This window comes from Streptomyces sp. NBC_01232 (genome assembly GCF_035989885.1).
Lineage (GTDB): Bacteria > Actinomycetota > Actinomycetes > Streptomycetales > Streptomycetaceae > Streptomyces.
Genome location: NZ_CP108518.1, coordinates 7,429,980 through 7,446,562, shown reverse-complemented (window position 1 = coordinate 7,446,562; position 16,583 = coordinate 7,429,980). Strand labels below are relative to the sequence as shown.

The following is a 16,583-nucleotide window of genomic DNA, read 5'->3' as shown; positions in this document are numbered from 1 at the left end:
GTCGCCAGGACATTCGTAGCGGGGAGCGCGCCTGTGGACGCGGCGTCGCCCTTCTCCTTAATCCGGCTCCATGTAAGGGCGGCGGAAGACCGGGGCCTGGCCGGGGCCGTACGGGCGTACGGCCGCCATCGCCTGGATGACCGCCGCCTCCAGAAGGCCGCCGGTGTCGATGGGGACGGCCTCCTCCCACGGAGGCTCCGCGGCTGCCATGGCCTCGGCCACCTCAGGGGTGGCGTCGGATGCTCCGGGGGCGCGCGTGGTCAGGCGTGCGGCCGACACCCCACCCGGAACCTGGCAGCGCAGGGCCACCAGGTCGGCACTGGTGCGTTCGGCCATGCGCAGGGCAGCCTCGCGTTGTCCCGCGTCGGACCAGGTGGCGTCGAGGACGACTGACTCGCCACGGGACAGCAGGGTGGACGCCCGGTCGAGCAGGGCCGTGTACGTCCTCGCGGTCCACTCGGGCGTGTACAGCCCTTCGCCGTACCCGGCGGCCGCGGATTCCTCCGCCGGGATGCCTGCCAGCTCCTTGCGCAGGCGGTCGCTGCTGAGCAGCGTGACGCCCAGACGATCGGCCAGTGCGCCGGAGAGCGTGGACTTCCCGCTGCCCGGGAGACCGCCGACGAGGGTCATGCCGACGGCGGAGGTGCGCAGGTGGCGCAGCGTCGTGGTGACCAGGCGCCGTGCTGCCGCCTCGGCGCCGGGAGTGCCTTGAGCTGCCTGGATCAGGGACACCTTGGCCCGGACGAACGCGCGGTAGGCGACGTAGTGATGCCACAGGGATGGCGGTGCGGGGTCGCCGGAGTACTCGCCGTACTGGGCGAGGAAGAAGGCCGCGGCCTCCGGGGCACCCGTCTGCTCCAGGTCCATGGCGAGGAAGGCCGCGTCGTCGAGTCCGTCGACGTAGCGGAGGCGGTCGTCGAATTCCAGGCAGTCCAGGACGCGGGGGCCGTCGTCGAGGCAGAAGATGTCCTGGGCTAGCAGGTCGCCGTGGCCGTCGACCACCCGCCCCTGCTCGATACGGGCGTCGAACAGTGTCTCGCGGCCTGCAAGATAGCGACGCACCAGGCGCTGCACCTCCTCCACCCCGTCGAGCAGACCGCCGTCTTCGGTCAGTCCCCTGACTTGCGTGAAGCTCGCTTCCCAGCGTGCGGACAGTGCGTCCCGCCTGCCCTGCTCGTCGATGTCCGGGCCGCGGGGCGCGTCCGCGTGGCGGGAGGCGAGGAGGCGTGCGACCGACCGCAGGGCGTCGTCGACATCGGCGCCTTGGCTCACGAGCAGGGACAGGCGGCGTTCCGCCGGCATGCGGCGCATCACCACGAGCGGCTCGGGCGCGTCGGCGTCCGGTCCGCGGAACTCACCCAGGCCCAGGTAGACATCAGGGGCGAAGCGACTGTTGAGGGCGATTTCCCGTTCGCAGACGATCCGCCGGGCCGCCGTGGTCGTGTAGTCGAGGAACCCCAGGTCGACCGGCTTCTTCAGCTTGTAGGCGCGGTCGCCGACGAAGAACAGGACCGCGGTGTGCGTCTCGCACACCTCTGCGCGCGGGAGTGACGGAACATCGAGGCCGGTGCCGGTCCGGAGCGCGGACGTGTCGGTGCGGTGCGCAGGCACCGACGGCTCCTCGCTGTGGCTCGGCTCAGTCATGGGGAATGACGGCGACGGGGCAGCGCGCGTGATGGATCGCGGCGGTGGCCACGGACCCCAGTGGGGGCGCCAGGACGGGACGATGCCTGCGTCGGCCGACGACCAGGAGCCCTGCGCCCTTGGCAGTCCGGACCACGACCTTGGTAGGGCTTTCAAGACCGATACCGGGAGTTACCCCCACGCTCGGGAACTTCTCGCGCCAGGGGCGGAGAGCGTCACTCAGGAGCTTCTGCGCGTCCTGTCTGATCTTTTCGGTCACGTCGTGGTCCGTGCCCCAGGGAGCGTGAGCGTGGAGGGGCATGCTTCGGCCGTGGACGGCTTGCAGGGAAACACCTCGTGCCGCGGCGGCGGCGAAGGCGAACGCGAGCAGGTCATCGCACGGACCGTGCAGTTTCAGCGCCACCACTACGCCGCCCGAGGCACCTGGAGTGGACGGCGGACCCTCTTCGCGCGCCCCGGCGCGCACCAGGACCACCGGCCGCTCGGCCCGTGCCACGACGGGCATGCTGATGTCACCCAGGAAATAGCTCTCGACGGGCTCCATCCCCCGCGAGCCGAGCACGGTCATCTCGGACTCCGCCGACGCTTTCAGCAGCGCCTCCTGCGCATCCTCGGCGACCAGGTTTCCGACGATGGTCAGGCCGGGGTGGCGCGCCTGGAGCTCCGCCTTCGCGTGGTGCACGATCCGCTTCGCCCAGTAGTTCTGATCCATCTCGGAGGGGAGGTGGGTCGGTTCCGGAGCCAGCAGGGGCCACGCGTGCAGCAGTCGCAGGGTGAGTTTGCGGCGGTCGGCTTCGTCAGCGGCCCAACGGGCGGCGGCGAGGCTCTCGGGTGAGCCGTCGAGGCCCACAGTGACGACTGGCTCCATGCCGGCTGCTCCGTCAGGTAGGTGACTGGAAGGGCGGTGAGGTGTCCGGTGTCCGGTGTCCGGTCGGCCGGAGCCCTGTCGTCTCCTGTTTCGCCGGTAGCCGTGCAAGTGACCGTAAGCGGTACTCGATGAAGCGCCTGTGCCAACGCGCCGAGCTACGGCCTCATGTCATCCGAGGAGCACCTTAAGCCTCCCCGCAGCGCGCAGGAGGCCGTCCTTCCAGGGCGTGATCAGTGGGTGCGTTCGATGTCCAGTTCCAGGAAGTGGGCCGAACACGAGATGCACGGGTCGTGGTTGCGGACGGCTCGCTCGCACAGCCGGGTGAGCTCGGCCTCGGAGCCCTCGCCCCGATCGAGGCCGGCTTGGACCAGCCGACGCAGGTCCTCCTCGATGGCGCCCTGGTTCTGGGCGGTCGGTGGCACGATGCGGGCGTCCGTGACACGCCCCCCGTCGTCGAACGCGTAGCGGTGGTAGAGCAGGCCGCGAGGCGCCTCCGTGGCACCGTGGCCGGTGCCGGCCCGGGCCGGCACCTCCACGCACGGGCGGGCCGGACGTTCGTACTCCGCGATGATCCTCAGGGCCTCCTCCACCGCGTACAGAACTTCCACCGCCCGGACGAGGATGCTTCGGTACGGGTTCCGGCAGACCTCTCCCCGCCCGGCACCCGCTCGCGACGGGGGGTCACCCAGTCCGGCCTCCCGTGCCGCTTGCAGGGCCAGCGGGGACAGCAGGTGGCCGCTGACGGCCCAGCGGGCGAGGGAGCCGGTGAGGTGCCTGCGGCTGTCCAGCCGGGAGTGGAGGGCGGTGGAGTGGGAGACCTGCTCCTCGGCCACGTGCTCGGTGAAGTCCCGCAGGGGAAAACTGTACGGCGGGAGCGTCGCGTCGCAGGGGAGCACGGTGGGGATTCCGGACTCGATGGCGTAGGTGCCCGTCTCGGCGAGGGCTAGTAGGTCGGCCTCGCACGCGGCATCCGGGAATTCGAAGCCGGCGACCCAGCGCACCGTGTCCCAGGCATCGTCGAGGGCGGTGCGCAGCCGTTCTTCCAGGTGGCGGAGTTCGGCACGGGTCGGAGCGCGGTGGAAGCCGCCGATCCGGACGTTGACGGGGTGGATGGCCCGGCCTCCGAGCAGTTCGACCACGGCGTTACCGGTCTGCTTCAAGCGCAGTCCGCGCCTGACGTGCTCCGGATGGGAGCGGGACAGACCGATCACGTCGTCCTCGCCGAGGAAGTCCGGTGCGTGCAGCATGTGGATGTGCAGCGTCTGGCTCTCGATCCATTCGCCGCAGTACAGCAGGCGGCGCAGGGCGGCCAGTTGTCCGTCGACGACAACGCCGCACGCGTCCTCGATGGCACGGCAGGCACTCATCTGGTAGGCGACGGGGCAGATCCCGCAGATGCGGGAGGTGAGGTCGGGTGGCTCCGTGTGGGCTCTGCCCCGGAGGAAGGCTTCGAAGAACCGCGGCGGCTCGTAGATCTCGAGCCGCGCTTCGGTGACCGTGCCGTCGTGGATCCTCAGGTGCAGCGCGGTCTCACCCTCGACACGGGCGAGTGAGGGGATGCGCAGCTCCTGGTATCGGGGCGTGGGATCGCTCATCCGGGTCCTTCAACGTCGGTCACGCCGGGCTGTCCTTGCTCCTCCACGGCGGTGAAGGCGGTCACGTTGAAGGTGTGCAGGAACCTGCCGATGTCCTCCTCGCTCATCCCGTCACGCTGCATGAGCGGGACCAGCGCGGGAAGGTTCGTGGTTCCGGCCGGCCCGAAGCAGCCGTAGCAGCCACGCCCGTAGGTCGGGCACAGGGCCCCGCAGCCCGCGTGGGTGACGGGGCCGAGGCATGGAGTGCCGTGGGCGACGGTGACGCAGACGTTGCCGCGCCGTTTGCAGGCGAAGCAGACGCTGTGGTTCGGGATGGCGGGCTTGCGTCCGGCGAGGAACGCGGTGATGACCTCCACGAGCTGACCGCGGTCGATGGGACAGCCGCGCAGTTCGAAGTCGACGGGTACGTGGGCCGAGACCGGTGTGGAGGTCGCGAGGGTCTCGATGTAGTCGGGGCGGGCGTAGACGGTCGCCAGGTACCCCTCGACATCTGCGTAGTTGCGCAGCGCCTGCACGCCGCCGGCCGTGGCGCAGGCCCCGATGGTGACGAGGTGGCGGGCATCGGCGCGGATGCGCCGGATGCGCTCCACGTGCTCGGGTGTGCTGACCGAGCCTTCGACGAGCACGAGGTCGTACGGTCCGGGCGCGGCTTCGCTGGACGCCTCCAGGAAATGGGCGATCTCCAGTTCGGCGGCGATGCCGAGCAGTTCGTCCTCGCAGTCGAGGAGGGTGAGCTGGCAGCCGTCGCAGGAGGCGAATTTGAACACGCCGAGGCGGGGGCGGGCAGGGGGCTGGGGTGGGGTGGGGGTGCTCATCTCACAGTTCCCGGACGGTGAGCAGGGGCTCGGCCTGGTCGTAGCCGACGACCGGGCCGTCGCGGCAGAGAAGGAGGGGGCCGAGCTGGCAGTGTCCGCAGTGGCCGGTGGCGCAGCGCATGTTGCGTTCGAGGGAGACCCGGATGCGGTCGGGACGTACCCCTTGGTGGATCAGCGCGCGTGCGGTCGCGCGCATCATCACCTCGGGCCCGCAGACGAAGGCCACCGTGTCCGAGGGTGTGAACCGGGCCTCGCGGAGCAGCGTGGTGACGACTCCGACTCGGCCGGTCCAGCCGTTGGCAGGCCGGTCGACCGTGACGGCGGCGAACGGCTTTTCCCAGGCGGGAAACTCGTCCTGGTAGAGCAGATCGGCAGGTGTTCGGGAACCGGCAAGGACGTTCAGCCGCCCGAACGCGTGCGGCTCGGCCAGAACGGCGTCGACGAGGGGACGGAGCGGGGCGAGCCCGATGCCTCCGGCGATGACGAGCAGGTCGTTGCCGTGAGCGGCGGCCGAGTCCCAGGCAGTGCCGAAGGGGCCGCGCACGCCGACCCACCCGCCGGTCCGCAGGCCGCACAGCGCGCGGGAGACGGCCCCGACGGCCCGGACCGTGTGCGTCAGCCGGTGCCCGTCCGCGAGCCGGGACACGGACACCGGGATCTCGCCGACACCGAACGCGTACAGCATCGCGAACTGGCCGGGTGCGAAGGGCTTCACAGCATTCGCGGCAGGCTCCAGTACGAGCGTGACCGTGTCGTGCGTCTCGTCGCGGCGGTCCACCACGCGATAGGAACGGGGAGTGAGCGTCATGGCACCGGCCAGCTCCCCTGCGGTCCCGGCGGTCCGTACAGGTCGAGCAGCCGGGTGCGGGTGGCTCGAAGCCGGTCGCCGATGGTCTCGGCGACGGCGGTGACCAGCGACAGGCCCAGCGCCGTGTCCTCGGCGCACAGGTCATGGACGGCCGCGGCATCGAATTCCCAGGCGCGGACGGGGTCCCGGGTCTCGGCCGCGAGGTGCCATTGCCGAGGCGGGCACAGCCAGGACCAGCCGAGCAGACTGCCCGCACCGATGGTCTCGACGACCGCTCGCCCCCGGCCGGGCATGTGGACATCGAGCGCGACCGTGCCCGAGCGGATGACCCAGAAACGGTCGGCCTTCTCCCCCTCCTCGAAGATCCGCGTGCCGCCCGGAAGGGCGACTTCACGGGCGAGGGCCATCAGCTTCCCGCGGTGCTCCGCCGTCAGAGCGGCGAACACCCCCTCACCGGGAGACCCAACCGGATGCGAGGTCACGGCGTGCTCTCCCGCTGCGTGGCCTCTTGGTGCAGGGCGTGGGCTTCCTCGGTGAGGTCGATTCCCGTGGGACACCAGACGATGCACCGGCCGCATCCGACACAACCGGAACTGTCGAACTGGTCGTGCCAGGTACCCAGCTTGTGCGTGAGCCACTGGCGGTAGCGGCTGCGCGGGGTGGACCGGACCGGGCCGCCGTGGAGGAGCGAGAAGTCCAGGTCGTAGCAGGAGTCCCAGAGGCGCCAGCGCTCGGCGTGATCGCCGGTCAGGTCGGTGACGTCCTCCGTGGTGGTGCAGAAGCAGGTGGGGCAGACCATGGTGCAGTTTCCGCAGCTGAGGCACCGGGCGGTGACGTCGTCCCAGCGATCCGCTTCCAGGTTGTCCCGCATCAGCGTGCGCAGGTCCACCGGCGGCATGGAGCGGCCCATGCGTTCGGCGGCGGCGCTCACGGCTTGGGCCGCCGCTGTTCTGGTGAGGTCATCGGCGCTCCGGCCCGGCAGTTCCGCGAGGACCGCGGCTCCCTCCTCGCTCCCGCTCCGGCACAGGAAGCGGTGGCCGTCATCGTCCACGACCTCGGTGAGGGCGAGGTCGTAGCCGGCGTCGGCGGCCGGCCCGCTCCCCATCGAGACGCAGAAGCAGGTGGCACCCGGCTCGGTGCACTCGGCCGCGATCAGGAAGGCGCCCGTCCGCCGGGAGAGGTAGGTGGGGTCCCGGTACCTGCCCCCGCTCATCACCCGGTCCAGGATCTGAATGGCACGCAGATCGCAGGGCCGCACGCCGAGGAACGCGTATGAAATGCTCTCCTGCTCCTCCTCCCGGACGACCGGCGCACCGTCCGGGCCGCGGTCCGCGGACCACTGGCGGACGCGCTCCGGATGCAGGAACGACTTCCACGACTGGGGTCCCGCGCTGTGCGCGAACACGGCCCCGTCCTCGCGGCGGCGGAGCCGGTACCGCCCCGCCTCCAGCTCGACCCCCCATCCGTAGGGAAGCGCATCGGCGGATTCCAGCTCGTCGAGGACGATCGCGCCGTCGCGCACGGTCGGACCGATCACCGTGCGGCCGCGCGCCTTCAGGACGCGCACGAGCGCGGCCAGACCGTCGCGGTCGAGAACCGCCTCGTCCTGGTGGTCGAGGGCGGCTCCGGCATCCGAAGCGTCGGTCATGGTGCACCTCTCGGTCTCCACGTGCCTAGATCCGGCAGCATGTCAGACCAGCGGGCTCCCTGGTTCGAAGCTGGTCCGGCGAGTCCGCTCGCCGTGTTTGCGGACGTCTTCCTCGATGCGCCGGGCCAGATGCGGCAGGGCGGCCGACACCGCTGGGGTGAGCCCCGTGCCCAGCGAGCGGTCCGCTCCCTCGACCGCGTACACGATGAGACGGCCGGGGCCGCGCCCGAGACTGTCGGCGAGGCACAGGGCCTCGGCGAGCCCCAGCCCGTGGGTGCTCTGCCTGCCTGCGGCAGCCGGGTGCGGCATCTCGCCCGGGGCCACACACCACCGGTGTGTCCGCCCGGGCTGCGCCGCAGGTGGGAAGCAGGCGTCGATGACGAGCGTGAGGGCCTTGTCCTCCCAGAGGGTCATCAGGCGGCCGGGGTCTCCGTCGCACCGTACGAGCTCAGTACCGGAGGGGAGAGGTCGCCGTGCTTCCCGTTCACACAACAACGCGATGGCGGCCCACCCCACCCCGTCATCGCGCCGGAACTCGTTACCGATCCCGATGACCGCCGTACCGGCGAGCGGCTTCATACGTACCCGCTTCCTTCTTCGGGCGTCTCCCGGCACAGCCTGCCCTACTCACTGGGCGGGGTCCTGCGCGATGGGGCAAACGGCGCACGGCGCATCCCCCTGCCCGCGGTCCTCGCCCGGGACCGCGAAGTACCGCTGGGCGACGAGGCCCGCAAGGAGACGGAGGAGTTGCTCCTGACCGCTCCGGCCATCATCGTGCGACCAGGCGCGACCGTGGCGGAGGCGGCCTGGCCGGCATGTATGTCCCGTCTCAACCGCCTCCCTGTCGTCGACCAAGGCCCGACGGTCGAGGTCGTCGTCCGCGCCGGGAGACTCAGGGCAGGGCGTGGTCACCGGTGCCCGTGGTCGTGGGCGAACGCGTCGAGAGCTTGCCTGGGTGATCCCCGGGTGTGCAGGAAGCGCTCGTCCAGGATGCTCGCGAGTTCTTCCAGGGCGGAACGCAACACCGTGGAGGCGAGCCGGACATCCCGGTGTCCGGCTTCCGAAGCCTCATCGGCGATGTCGAGGGCGTAGCCGATCTGGCGAGCGAGGGAGGTCCGGTCGTCGCCGTCGTGGAAGTAGTAGGACTCCGCGTACTGGAGGAAGTCGACCGCCGCCACGGACAGCGCTGTGGCCAGGCTGTCCAGCATGGCGGCCCCGGCCGGGGAGTCGATCTGTTCCTTCCTGGGATGGGTACGGGAGAGGTGGGAGAGCCGCAATGCCAGTGCCCTGCGGCGCGCCAACGCCGGATAGATGCCGAGGATCCAGGAGACCGTCGCGGTCAGGAGGGCGAACCCGACCAGCGCCTCCAGGGGTGCGAGGAGGCGCAACCACCCCTCGGCGGGTGCGACGTCACCGAGGCCGAGCGTGGAGAGCGTGACCAGCGAGACGTAGGTCGCGTCCAGCAGGCTCGCATGATCGTCGGGGTGCAACCCTCCCGCGTACACGAACGCCTCGGGCATGTGAGGCCAGTAGATCAGCGCCCAGCCCGCCGCCACGGTCAGGGCCCACAGGGCGACGACGGACACCATGGCGAGCGGGCCGGCCAGGCCGGCTGTCGTTCGACGGGTGCCCAGGACGGACGAAAGCCGCCACAGTGTGGTCATGACCAGGCGGCTCAGCCCGCCGTGACGCGTCGGGTGCCACAGTGTGTGGAACACGTCCCGCAGGATCAGCAGGACCAGGGCCGCGCCCGTGACCGTCACAAGCCAATCCATCCGGCACCCCTTTTCCACCCGTTTCGCCCAGGTTCGCGCACCTCCGTAGCCGCTGATCGCAGCCCACGCCGTCGCCAGGTGGCAGAAGCAGGGCCGGGACTCACCCGGCGGCGGAAATCGGCCGAGGTTCCGGCCCCAGGCGGAACCCTGTGACGAGTTCGGCCCGGATGCGCAGCACGCCTGCCATCGGCTGGTTCGTCCACGGTTCGAGCAGCGCCTCAAGCCGTTCGGCGTCGTTGCGGTTCTCGACGAGCTCGGCGTAGCCGATCACCACGACACTCCAGCCGAGATGCGTGCCGGGGTCTATGGCATCGGCTTCGTAGGCGAGGACGATGCCGGGTGTGCCGGGGATCGCCACCAGCGACGCGCGTGAAGCGCCTTCGTCGAGCCGGACGATCACGTCCTCCCCCTCGACCACGTGGTTCACCGGTCGGATGGCCGGCAGTGCCTGGTGGGTGAAGACGATGCGGCCCAGCGGCACGGTGCCCAGGAGCCGCAGCGCTTCGGAGCGGTCCAGCTGCTCCGTGGACCGCATCGGGTCCGGGACGGGGCCGTGGTCCGGCCTCCAGGCGGTTTCGTGATCCATCACACGGCCCTCCGCTCCGACCGCGTCGTGTCGGTGTCGGCTTCACCCAGCGTCCTTGCCTCCTCGCGTGCCGTGCCAGGGCCGAACGGTCCCCTGTCCTGCGGAATCGGGGGCCGGTCGGCCCATGCCCACTGCCTGTGGAGCCGCACAGAATTGAAGAGGAATCGACCGGAGGCCGCCATGAGGACCACTCCCCCTACGAAGATCGCCGGCGCGTTGCCGGCTGAGCACCGTTCCCGGCTGATGGACATCGCGCGGGAGGTCAACTTCCCCGAGAGCGCACGCCTCTTCAACGAGGGCGGCCGGGCGGACAGGTTCTGGATCGTCCGAACCGGCATCGTCGCCCTGGACGTGCATGTGCCCGGCAGGCAGCCGGCAGTGATCGAAAGGCTCGGACCGGGCGAGCTCGTGGGGTGCTCGTGGATGCTGCAGCCCAGTTCCTGGAGACTGGGCGCGGTGGCCGCGACGCCGGTGCGCACGTACGAATTCGACGCCGCCGCGGTGCGCACGCTGATGGATGCCGACCCTGCTTTCGGCTCCGCGATGGGCCACTGGGTCGCGCAGGTGCTCGCGCACCGGCTGCACGCCGCCCGTGTCCGGCTGCTCGATCTCTACGCCCCGCACGGCAGTGGCAGCTATCTCTGACGGCCGGTGTCCCGCACCTGAACCCCCAGCAGTGAGGAGGGCGTCATGCCCGCGTCCCGGTACACCGTCAGCGACGTCATGACCCATACGGCCGTGGCCATCGGCCGTGAGGCTTCGTACAAGGAGATCGTCGAGCTGATGGACCAGTGGAAGGTCAGCGCCGTTCCCGTCCTGGAGGGCGAGGGGCGTGTGGTCGGGGTGGTCTCCGAGGCGGATCTCCTGCCGAAGGAGGAGTTCCGGCGGGACGACCCCCGGCTTCCCGATCAGCTGGAAGAGGCTTCCAAGGCGGGGGGTGTGCTGGCCGAGGAGCTGATGTCGAGTCCGGCCGTGACCGTGCACCCAGACGCCACCCTCGCCGAGGCTGCCCAGATCATGGCCCGCAAGCGCGTGAAGCGCCTCCCCGTGGTGAACGGCGGGGGGATGCTGGAGGGGGTCGTGAGCCGGAGCGACCTGCTCAAGGTCTTCCTGCGCACCGACGAGGAGATCGAGGAGGAGATCCGCGACGCGGTTCTCGCCGAGCTCGCTCCCCCGGTAGATCTACAGGCATCGGTGAAGGACGGCGTCGTCACCCTGCGGGGATCTCTCCGTAGTCGCGCCCTGGTGCCGCTGGTGGCCCGCGCCATCCGTGCCGTGGAAGGCGTGGTGGACGTGCGCATGGAGCTGGAAGGGCGGCCCGCCGGAGCTGCCTGAAACCCTTCACCGCCGCGCCGGCTCCGGTACGCACCACAAGGTGCGTCCGCCCGCTCCCCTGAGACAATGCGTACGACAAGACGTACGCACAGCCGATCGATCACAGGGGCGTACATGTCCGACGCATCAGCACCCTCTGCCTCGTCCGGGGCGCCCATCAGGGTCTTCCTTCTGGACGACCACGAGGTAGTACGCCGCGGCTTGCACGATCTGCTGGACGCGGAGCCCGACATCGACGTCATCGGCGAGGCGTCGACCGCCGAGCAGGCATTGACCCGCGGGCCGGCGCTGCGCCCGGACGTCGCCGTGCTCGACGTCCGGCTGCCCGACGGCGACGGGATCACCGTGTGCCGCGAGTTGCGCTCGCGGATGCCGGACCTCGCCTGTTTGATGCTGACCTCGTTCGATGACGAGGACGCGCTGCTCGACGCGATCATGGCCGGGGCGGCCGGCTACGTCCTCAAGCAGATCAAGGGGTCGGACCTGGTTTCGGCCGTACGGACCGTGGCGACCGGACAGTCCATGCTGGACCCTGCGACGACCGCTCGGCTGATGCACTCGCTGAGGGACCCGGAGACCGTCAAGGCTCCGGACGACGATCGCCTGGCCGCTCTCTCCGAGCGGGAGCGTTCCGTGCTCGAACTGATCGGCGAGGGCCTCACGAACGCGCAGATCGCCAAGCGGCTGTACCTGTCCGAGAAGACGGTCAAGAACCACATCTCGCGGCTGCTGGGCAAGCTCGGGGTGGAGCGGCGGGTGCAGGCCGCCGTCATCGCCGCGCAGGTCCACGAACACGAACACGGGCACGAGCCGGAGCACGGCATGGGCCGGAGCTGAGTGTCGACGGGGGTCACCCGGGGGGTGGGAAGTCGCCTCCATCCAGCGGTACCCGCCATTCCAGTTTCGTCCCCCGCCCGGTCGACCCGTGCGCCGATACGGAGAGCTCGCCGCCCAGGCGTTCGGCTCTCTCGGCGAGATTGCGGAGCCCGCTGCGACGGCCTCCCCGTGCCATTCCCACTCCGTCGTCGGTGACCCGTACGGTCAGTACGCCCTCGACGGCCGAGAGGGACACTTCTGCGCGGCCTGCCCGTGCATGGCGGGCCACGTTGGTGAGTGCCTCCCCGATCACCGCGAGTGCCTCGTCCGCGGTCTCGGAGGGTACGTCGGTGTCGATCAGGCCCTCCATCCGCAGGGCCGGGGCGAAGCCGAGTGTCCGGGCGGCCTCCTCCACGGCTTGGACAGCACGCAGCCGCAGCTTCGGCGTGACCCCGGGCGCCTCGTGTTCGCGGAGTCCGAAGATCGTCGAGCGAATGATCTTGATGGTGGCATCCAGGTCGTCGATGGCTCGGGCGAGCCGTTCCGAAGCCTCGGGATGCTCGACGAAGCGTCGGGCGCTCTGCAGGGTCATGCCGGTGGCGAAAAGGCGCTGGATGGCGAGATCGTGCAGGTCGCGGGCGATGCGGTCGTGGTCCTCCAGCATGCTCATCTGCTCGGCGTCCCGGCGCCGGTCGGCGAGCTCCAGGGCCAGGGCGGCCTGGCCCGCAAAACCGGGCAGGGCTGCGAACTCGGCGCGGGCGAACGCCGGGCGGCCGCATCTGCGGGCCAGGATGAGGACGCCGCTCAGCTTCTCCTTGGTGCCGACCGTGACGGCGACGGCGGGGCCGAAGCCCTTCCACCGTTCCGGCTGCACGGTGATCCGGACCTCGGTTCCGACGTCGGCAACGGTGATCAGTCCGTCCTCCTCGCCGAGGGCGGCTGCTGCCAGGGTTCCCGCGCTGCTGGGCAGCACGATGCCGCGATGCGCCTCAGCGCCCTCACCCAGGGCAAGCGAGCCGCGCAGCTCCCCGCCCTGGCCCACGAGGTAGAAGACACCGATGTCAGCGCCCGTGATGTCGCGGGCCCGCTCCAGCATGCCCTCCAGTACCTCCGTTTCGGCCAAGCCGGAGAGCAGAGCGCTGGTGAAGTCGGAGCTGGCGGTCAGCCAGCGCTCCCGGAGACGTACTTCCTCGTAGAGGCGGGCGTTCTCGATGGCGATGCCGGCTGCCACCGCCAGCGTGGACAGGACCGCCTCGTCCTCCTCGTCGAAGTCGATGCCGCCGCGCTTCTCGGTCATGTAGAGGTTGCCGAACACGTCCTCGCGGACCCGGATGGGGACGCCGAGGAAGGAGTGCATCGGGGGGTGGTGGGCCGGGAATCCGTAGGAGGCGGGGTGATCGGACAACTCCGACAGCCGTAGGGTCTCGGGGTGGCGGATGAGTTCGCCGAGGATGCCGTGGCCGGAGGGCAGGTCGCCGATCTCGGCCCGGAGGTCGTCGCTGATGCCGACGGGGAGGAACTGGGCGAGCTTCTGGTCGTCGCCGATGACGCCGAGGGCGCCGTACTCCGCGTCCACCAGGACGACGGCGGCTTCGACGATGCCCCTCAGGACCTGCGGAAGGTCGAGCTCCCGGCCGACGGACATCACGGCTTCGAGGAGGCCGTTGAGCCGGTCCCTGGTGCCGCGCACTTCGTCGATGCGGACCTGGAGCTCTTCGAGGAGTTCGTCCAGCCGGAGCCTCGGCAGCCCCGAACGCTCGGCACCCTGCTCGACCGCGCCCATGCGGTACCTCCAAGCGGCGCCCAGGGGAAGTCCGGCCTGCCTCTTCACCGTATCCCCGCTACCGCCTTCCCGCGCAGGCTGAAGGCGTCAGCCGGAGTCGTCCGCGCCGAGATGCCGGACGTGTGCGTCCGGTCCGGGGAAGAAGAGGGTCGTCTTGCCCGTGTCCGACCAGCGGACGTCGTAGGGCGGGGTGCCGTCGTCGTGGTGCAGACCGACGACTTCGCCGTCGCGACCCGCTTGGCCCACCGAGGGCCCGCCCACCACGATCTCGTCGCCGACGCGGGCGTGGGCACCGTGCTCGGAGGTGTGCGCCTTCATGATCATCAGCTCCTTCGGAATGCGTGTCGTGCGAGTCGGGCTGCCGTGAAGCCGCTCACGAGGGCGGCTGATGCCAGGGCAAGGCCCGGCCATCCAAGAGGTGCGGTCTCCAGAACCGACTGCAGCGGCGGAAGGTAGAGCGCTGCCGCCCCGAGCAGGGCGGAAGCAAGGACGGACAGGGGCAGGAAGAGGTTCTCCCGGGTCAGCAAGCGGGTTCGCAGGCCCAGCACGACGCCGAGCTGCGCAGCGAGCAGGGACAGGAAGAGGACGCTCTGCCAGGGCAGGCCCCAGGCCCGTGCGACCGTCCCGGCGGTGAGGCAGGCGGCTGTGACGACTGCGGCGAGCACCACGAGGCGCTGCCAGGCGCCCGCGCCGAGGATGTGCTGGCCGGGCGGCCTCGGGGGCCTGTGCATCGCCTCCGGGTCCACCGGTTCGGCACCCATGGCCACCCCGGTCAGACCGTGGGTCAGGAGGTTGATCCACAGGATCTGGCCTGCCCGGAGCGGGAGCGGAAGGCCGAGGAGGGGGCCGATCAGCATGACGAGGATCTCGGCGGCGCCGCCGGCCAGACCGTAGACGAGGAAGCGGCGGATGTTGTCGTAGACCCGCCGGCCCTCCTCGACGGCCGCGACCACGGTCGACAGGTCGTCGTCGGTCAGCACGAGATCGGCAGCCTGGCGGGCGACCTCTGTGCCCCGCTGTCCCATGGCCACCCCGATGTCGGCGCGGCGCAGAGCGGGGCCGTCGTTGACCCCGTCGCCGGTCATGGCGGTGACGGCTCCCTTGGCCCGCCAGGCGTCGACGATGTCGAGCTTCTGCTGTGGATCGGTCCGGGCGAAGACGCGTGCGGCGGTGAGGTCGGCCACCCGGCCTGCCGCCAGATCGGGGCCGTTGACCACGGTCTCGTCATCGCTGTCCGCGCCGGCCAGGCCCACGCGGACGGCGATCGCGCGTGCCGTGGCCGGGTGGTCTCCGGTGATCAGGACCGGGGTGATGCCGGCCGCGTGGCAAGCGGCGAGAGTGGCCGCTGCCGCGGGCTTCGGCGGATCGCTGATGGCGACCAGGCCCAAGAGCCTCAGTCCTGCCTCGGCCGTCTCCGCGGTGGCCGGTTGCTCGGCGTGTTCGGCGGACGCCACGGCGAGCACCCGGTATCCGCGGGAGGCCAGGATCGCCGCCTGCTGCCGGGCGCCGGCCACGAGGTCCCTGCGGTCGGCGAGAACAGCTGCGTCCAGGACCACCTCCGGGGCGCCCTTCAGACACACCAGGGCGCCGCCGGACGACAGGCGGTGGACTGTCGTCATGCGCTTGCGTCCACTGTCGAACGGGATCTCCCACGTCCTGGGGTGGATGTGCCTGAGAAGCTCCGGCTCGCCGCACCCGGCCTTGACGGCGGCCGACAGGAGGGCGGCCTCCATGGGGTCGCCGACCGCGGACCACCGGTCCTCGTCCGGGGGCTCTCCCTGGGGCGGCCGCAGGGAGGCGTCGTTGCAGAGCGACGCGGCCGTCAGCAGCTCCTGTACGGGGCCGAGCTCGGCCGCCGTCGGCGGCCTCCCCTCGACCAGGACGTCTCCCTGCGGTTCGTACCCCACTCCGAAGAAGTCGACCGCGGCCCGTGGCGTCCACACGTGCTGGACGACCATGCGGCCTTCGGTGAGGGTGCCGGTCTTGTCGGTGGCGAGGACGGTGACAGAGCCGAGGGTCTCCACGGCGGGGAGCCGGCGGATGAGAGCGTGCCGGGCCGCCATGCGCCGGGCTCCCAGGGCCAGGGCCAGGGTCACGACGGCCGGCAGGGATTCCGGGACCGCTGCGACGGCGAGGCTGATCGCAGTCACCGCCATGATCCCGAGCGGCAGGCCCTGGACGAGCCCGAGGCCGAAGACCACCAGGCAGAGGGCCAGGGTCACGATGGCCAGGATGCGCCCCAGCGAGGCGAGACGGTGTTGCAGGGGTGTCGGCTCCCGCTTGGTGTCGAGGAGGGCGGCGATCCGGCCGAGCGCGCTGTCGGGGCCGGTGGCCCTCACCGTCGCCACACCCCGGCCTCGCACGACCACGGTCCCCGCGCCCACCGTCGAATCGTCCTCCTTGTCCACGGGGACGGATTCCCCGGTGAGCATGGATTCGTCGATCATCAGGGCGGACGCCTCGGTGACATCGGCGTCGGCCGCCACGATGTCACCCTCGGCGAGGAGCAGGACATCGCCGGGCACCACGGCGGCGGCGGGGACCTCGCGCGGAGCACCGTCCCGCAGGACCCGCGCCTTCGGTGCCGACATCGCGGAGAGAGCGGCCACGGCGTGGTCGGCACGGGTCTCCTGCACGACGCCCACGCTCGTGTTGACGACGATCACCACGGCGATGACCACCGCGTCGGCGTGGTCGCCGATCGCGATCGTCAGGACCACCGCGCCCAGCAACACCATGATCAGCGGATCGCGCAGCTGGGCCAGCACCCTGGCGTGCCAGGGTGTCGCCGGGGCGGGCGGGATCTCGTTGCGGCCGTGCTCGGCCAGCCGACGTTCTGCCTCGAGGTCGGTGAGCCCGCCAAGCGTGCGTACCGGTGCCTCTGCGGTGGCCGGGGTCATAGCCATGGCG

15 protein-coding genes and 1 pseudogene are annotated in these 16,583 nt (G+C 70.8%); 3 read left to right on the top strand and 13 right to left on the bottom strand.

Going from position 1 to position 16,583, the window contains the following annotated elements:
- Positions 1–57: 57 nt before the first annotated feature.
- The 10 genes from OG444_RS34315 to OG444_RS34270 form a co-directional block, all read right to left on the bottom strand.
- Positions 58–1,533, bottom strand: a complete 1,476-nt coding sequence (locus OG444_RS34315) for a bifunctional aminoglycoside phosphotransferase/ATP-binding protein (RefSeq protein WP_327267019.1) — start codon at positions 1,531–1,533, stop codon at positions 58–60.
- A gap of 103 nt (positions 1,534–1,636) precedes the next feature.
- A complete protein-coding gene (locus OG444_RS34310) occupies positions 1,637–2,512 on the bottom strand; it encodes a universal stress protein (protein ID WP_327265768.1) in 876 nt (291 codons plus the stop codon).
- Between the two features lie 230 nt (positions 2,513–2,742).
- On the bottom strand, positions 2,743–4,107 hold the full coding sequence (locus OG444_RS34305; RefSeq protein ID WP_327265767.1) for a Ni/Fe hydrogenase subunit alpha: 1,365 nt from the start codon (positions 4,105–4,107) through the stop codon (positions 2,743–2,745).
- On the bottom strand, positions 4,104–4,922 hold the full coding sequence (locus OG444_RS34300; protein WP_327265766.1) for an oxidoreductase: 819 nt from the start codon (positions 4,920–4,922) through the stop codon (positions 4,104–4,106). Before OG444_RS34300 ends, OG444_RS34305 begins: the two co-directional genes overlap by 4 nt.
- Position 4,923: 1 nt before the next feature.
- A complete protein-coding gene (locus OG444_RS34295) occupies positions 4,924–5,730 on the bottom strand; it encodes an FAD/NAD(P)-binding protein (protein ID WP_327265765.1) in 807 nt (268 codons plus the stop codon).
- Positions 5,727–6,137: a cyclic nucleotide-binding domain-containing protein gene (locus OG444_RS34290; RefSeq protein ID WP_442810793.1), complete on the bottom strand. Its 411-nt coding sequence runs from the start codon at positions 6,135–6,137 to the stop codon at positions 5,727–5,729. Before OG444_RS34290 ends, OG444_RS34295 begins: the two co-directional genes overlap by 4 nt.
- Before the next feature lie 71 nt (positions 6,138–6,208).
- Positions 6,209–7,378, bottom strand: a complete 1,170-nt coding sequence (locus OG444_RS34285; RefSeq protein WP_327265763.1) for a 4Fe-4S dicluster domain-containing protein — start codon at positions 7,376–7,378, stop codon at positions 6,209–6,211.
- Between the two features lie 42 nt (positions 7,379–7,420).
- The gene (locus OG444_RS34280; RefSeq protein WP_327265762.1) at positions 7,421–7,957 is read right to left on the bottom strand and encodes a hydrogenase maturation protease; all 537 of its coding nucleotides are present in this window, start codon (positions 7,955–7,957) and stop codon (positions 7,421–7,423) included.
- Between the two features lie 329 nt (positions 7,958–8,286).
- On the bottom strand, positions 8,287–9,153 hold the full coding sequence (locus tag OG444_RS34275; protein WP_327265761.1) for a potassium channel family protein: 867 nt from the start codon (positions 9,151–9,153) through the stop codon (positions 8,287–8,289).
- Between the two features lie 100 nt (positions 9,154–9,253).
- A complete protein-coding gene (locus OG444_RS34270; protein WP_327265760.1) occupies positions 9,254–9,688 on the bottom strand; it encodes a pyridoxamine 5'-phosphate oxidase family protein in 435 nt (144 codons plus the stop codon).
- A 231-nt stretch (positions 9,689–9,919) separates the two neighbouring features.
- Here OG444_RS34270 and OG444_RS34265 point away from each other — a divergent pair, with 231 nt between their 5' ends.
- The 3 genes from OG444_RS34265 (at position 9,920) to OG444_RS34255 (ending at position 11,911) form a co-directional block, all read left to right on the top strand.
- Positions 9,920–10,384 carry a Crp/Fnr family transcriptional regulator gene (locus tag OG444_RS34265; RefSeq protein WP_327265759.1) on the top strand — a complete coding sequence of 155 codons (465 nt, stop codon included), beginning with the start codon at positions 9,920–9,922 and terminating at the stop codon, positions 10,382–10,384.
- Between the two features lie 45 nt (positions 10,385–10,429).
- Entirely contained in the window at positions 10,430–11,074 is a 645-nt protein-coding gene (locus OG444_RS34260; RefSeq protein WP_327265758.1) for a CBS domain-containing protein, read from the top strand.
- A gap of 114 nt (positions 11,075–11,188) precedes the next feature.
- A complete protein-coding gene (locus OG444_RS34255; protein WP_327265757.1) occupies positions 11,189–11,911 on the top strand; it encodes a response regulator transcription factor in 723 nt (240 codons plus the stop codon).
- Positions 11,912–11,924: 13 nt separating this feature from the next.
- Here the strand turns inward: OG444_RS34255 and OG444_RS34250 are convergent, their stop codons facing one another.
- The 3 genes and pseudogenes from OG444_RS34250 to OG444_RS34240 form a co-directional block, all read right to left on the bottom strand.
- The gene (locus OG444_RS34250) at positions 11,925–13,673 is read right to left on the bottom strand and encodes a sensor histidine kinase (protein WP_327265756.1); all 1,749 of its coding nucleotides are present in this window, start codon (positions 13,671–13,673) and stop codon (positions 11,925–11,927) included.
- 108 nt (positions 13,674–13,781) lie between these two features.
- Positions 13,782–13,991, bottom strand: a pseudogene (locus OG444_RS34245) (DUF1918 domain-containing protein); the annotation flags it as partial.
- Between the two features lie 5 nt (positions 13,992–13,996).
- Positions 13,997–16,579, bottom strand: coding sequence for a cation-translocating P-type ATPase (locus OG444_RS34240; protein ID WP_327265754.1), 2,583 nt, complete (start codon positions 16,577–16,579; stop codon positions 13,997–13,999).
- Positions 16,580–16,583 lie beyond the last annotated feature (4 nt).